This window comes from Bartonella sp. CL100XZDX (assembly GCF_042195375.1).
Taxonomy (GTDB): Bacteria; Pseudomonadota; Alphaproteobacteria; order Rhizobiales; family Rhizobiaceae; genus Bartonella.
The window spans coordinates 1-3439 of record NZ_JBHIOH010000059.1 but is presented as its reverse complement, the minus strand read 5'-3'; the positions used below and the strand labels follow the sequence as shown (position 1 = coordinate 3439).

The 3439-nt window shown below is 36.9% G+C and carries 4 protein-coding genes and 1 pseudogene; all 5 read right to left on the bottom strand.

The genetic code is table 11. The features are described from left to right. Positions 1-443 precede the first annotated feature (443 nt). The gene (locus ACFILU_RS06525) at positions 444-902 is read right to left on the bottom strand and encodes a hypothetical protein (protein ID WP_375675277.1); all 459 of its coding nucleotides are present in this window, start codon (positions 900-902) and stop codon (positions 444-446) included. Then, positions 889-1218: a hypothetical protein gene (locus tag ACFILU_RS06520; protein ID WP_375667894.1), complete on the bottom strand. Its 330-nt coding sequence runs from the start codon at positions 1216-1218 to the stop codon at positions 889-891. The genes ACFILU_RS06525 and ACFILU_RS06520 overlap by 14 nt, the downstream gene beginning before the upstream one ends. A 172-nt stretch (positions 1219-1390) precedes the next feature. Beyond that, complete coding sequence (locus ACFILU_RS06515) at positions 1391-1747, bottom strand: hypothetical protein (RefSeq protein ID WP_375675275.1); 357 nt, start codon at positions 1745-1747, stop codon at positions 1391-1393. Then, entirely contained in the window at positions 1734-2855 is a 1122-nt protein-coding gene (locus ACFILU_RS06510) for a YdaU family protein (protein WP_375675279.1), read from the bottom strand. The genes ACFILU_RS06515 and ACFILU_RS06510 overlap by 14 nt, the downstream gene beginning before the upstream one ends. Continuing rightward, a pseudogene (locus tag ACFILU_RS06505) lies at positions 2853-3284 on the bottom strand (crossover junction endodeoxyribonuclease RuvC); the annotation flags it as partial. The pseudogene ACFILU_RS06505 and the gene ACFILU_RS06510, both read right to left, overlap by 3 nt. Positions 3285-3439 lie beyond the last annotated feature (155 nt).

The following is a 3439-nucleotide window of genomic DNA, read 5'->3' as shown; positions in this document are numbered from 1 at the left end:
TCACCAAAATCTCTTAACGCCTTAATGCGATAAAGTTTTTTACCCTCACGAAGAATTGTTTGATTGGTGAGTTGATATTTTGGAGATGTTTTTTGATTTTTTACTGTAGCACTCATGCTAGTAATCCTTATCAATGAAGTTTTTAATTAACAGCCCATAAGGGCGTCGGGTGCTAAAAACACGGTGATAAGTCCGCCGCTATGCTTTTCCCTCGCGAAGGGTATTGTATGGCATAGCTACACCCGACATAACCGTTATATGCCAATGATAGCATAAAAGAAAGTCAGTATTTTGAAGATGGGAGAAACCTTATCGTGGTTTATCCGCTTATCACAAGTGTTTTTAGCACTTGTCGACCTTTCTAAACGAACCTTCTATTAATGTCAATACGTATTTTTTATTTTTTTCATTTTGATACCTACCTAATTGAATATCAAGTGCTTTTAAATTTTACTTTTGGTTTTTAGTATAAAATGTAGTGCGTAAATGGACATGTTTATTAAACTGCGTGTATGCAACATGAGAAAGAATGAATAAACTAAAAAAAAGTACCAAAGAACGATATCTAAATACCAAAATACAGTATAACTATTTGGAAAAATTAAAACGACAAGTGCTAAACTTATTAGCTGTAAAAGTCTGTGCATATACTGTTGTAAATCACGTGTTAATATCTTCCAACCTGTTGTATCATCATCTTTATATTTTGGATTGTTCTGCAACTCAAAAGGAATATGAGAATTGCATAAAATTACAAAAATATTTGTTATTATTATCAAACCAAAAGATGCAAATATCAAAATACCTTGGATAAAATAGGGATTTTTTTTAATTCCTAAAAAGCATAAAAATATAAAAATTATAATACCAAACAAGGCTCTTAGCTGCTTATCTGTAAACATATTTATTTCCTGCGGTTTTTGATAATTTTTTGATCTCTTTATTGATCTCATCTATAAGAGGTTCGTAATTGAGAACGCTTTTCGGAATACCACCTCCATATATCCACGCTTTCACTTGCGCCTTGGTACTGTAATCAACTTTCTCAGGCATCTCATGATACTGACCACCGTCAAATTCTTCGTATTCTCTTGTGCCATCATCATATTCGTAAAGGTTATAAAAATACTCAGCTACCCCTAATCCCCATGGTGCATGCCCCACCGCCGTTGCAACCCACTTTTTTTGCCCTTTCTGTTTACGTTTTTTTAAAAACATCTGGTTTAATATCCCCTATCTAAATCCATAACTTTACCAATGGGTTTATTTGCCTCAAAATGGACCGTACAGAAGTGTTTTTAATTTCAATGTGGTTTTTATCACAAAATCTTTAAATCGCTCTGTACGGTGCCTTTCTGTCAATTTAAACGCATATCTATTCTCAAAATCATCAGCAAATTTCACTACTTTGCTGTTTATCCTTCAATGCTTTTAAATACGATTTCATGACTGATGCTCCCCCCAAAAGCTCTGCTTTCAAATTTCTGCAATACTCTGCAAGCTCTGCTCCTGTTGGCATAAAGGTTTTCGAAAAGCCCTTTGCTTTTCCGCATATGATATCCTTAACAGCCTGTTTAAGGGTATGTTCTGAAGCATCTGATAAGGCTATGCTGTAATTTAAAGCGATAACATTAGGGTCTATATTTGCTGGTATTTTTAGACCAGAAAGCAAATAAGCAGCTGCCTCGATATGTTCAACCGTAACTTTCCGTGAAAGCAGTGCTTGTAAGCGATTACAGTCTTGCAAAACTTGCGATCTCTCCTCCAGCGTCAACGGCTTTCCATGCATAGAGATTGGAGGATACACACTCCGATCCACTCTCTTGGCAAGTGCTTGCAAATGAACTGATAGCCTCTGTATCTCTGCTGCATTCTGATCCATAAGAATCGCTAGTGGTGATTGCTGCTTTGAGTGTACTGAAGCTTTGTGAAAGGCTGTTTGTGAAGTTATTTGTTGAGAGCTTATAGCGTTCGTTTGCATATCGTTTCTCCTGTTCTAATTTCTTGGCTAGCGTTCCATTCTGGTTAATAATCCAACCACACCAAGCACTTTGCCAATCGCGATTGTTTGCATTTCGACATGGGTTGGCTTTCCAATGAAGTTTAAATCTTTCGAATTCTAATAACGCCTCATCATGCGTTAAGCCTTTATCGATTGCGTATTGCAAATCGGGTTTAAAATCTTCTGGTACGCTTCCAAGTTCTTTTTTCCCCTTACTTCGCTTGGCTTTCTTAGGAACGCTTGTCTGCTCGTGAATGATTGGTTGGTTGATTTGCTCTGATTGGCTTTCAACATCACACTCGATTGGCTCGTCAACCAAATCGATTGTTTCTAAATCTTCAAATTCAGTTTCTTTTTTTAATAAAACGTTAGTTTTATTTTTTTTATATATATTCTTATTCTGGTTCTTTATAGCTTGATTTTGCTTAGCGTTTGCTTCAGCAAAAAAAACGTTTTGCTTGTCGTTTGCTTCAGCAAAATTATTAACGTGTTGTTTTATATTACTTTTTGCTTGTGCACCTTTTCTACCAGCTTCACTACGAATTTGTGATATATGATCCTTTTTATCAGCAAAATCTTTTAGCTCTTCTTCAACGCGCGCATTCCACAACCCACCATCTATCTCAATAAGTTTATTATCTCTTATTAAATATTCGACAATCGTTGCAAATTTTTTTTGCGAGCAATTGCAAGCGCGTGCAAGCGTTTCAAAATCTGTTTTAATTGGTGCTTTTTTGTCATACATGCGAACAAGAAGTGTTATATAAACGCCCCGTTGCTCCAATGTCATTCCATCTGTACCACTAATCCAGTCATACAAATGAAATCTGATCCACGGCATACCATTTNAAATTGCTAAAGCATCTGCTTCGTTATCATCACATGGCTTGTGTCCTTTAAGACACATTGCCTTAATCATCTCTTCTTTCGACGCATTCCCCTTGCCTGTCGTCGCTTTCTTAATCCTACTTACTGGTATCCCCTCATACGGTATCTGATGCTGTTCACACCACGCCGTTAACGTTGCTAACAAACCACCGTAAACATGCGCTGCATCTGTACCTTTATGACGCCTCACCTCTTCAAAATACACCGCGTCAATTTGACCTGCTGTCTGCTTTATTTCTGATAGCCATTGTTTAAAACGCAAATAACGCATTCCACCGCCTTCAAAACGGCGCGATTGAAAATTCACGGTACCACTGAACATGTCACCACTTGCACCACGTATCGCCCACCCAGTCCGCGTACCTAGATCAAAACAAAGAATCGTGTTATTCACCACACCACTCCATACAAAATGTGTTTTATAGAAGTGTTTTTTTCCGAAAATGAAGGAAAGAAGGGTGTAAGAAGTATGCAAATAGATAAAGATGTGATTGATATTATTTCATTAATAGTACCAACTTTCATCTCATTTTTTGGAATATGGTTAGG

Coding starts and splice junctions, on each gene's coding strand:
- ACFILU_RS06525 (WP_375675277.1), bottom strand. CDS start 902: ATGTTTACAGATAAGCAGCTAAGAGCCTTGTTTGGTATTATAATTTTT.
- ACFILU_RS06520 (WP_375667894.1), bottom strand. CDS start 1,218: ATGTTTTTAAAAAAACGTAAACAGAAAGGGCAAAAAAAGTGGGTTGCA.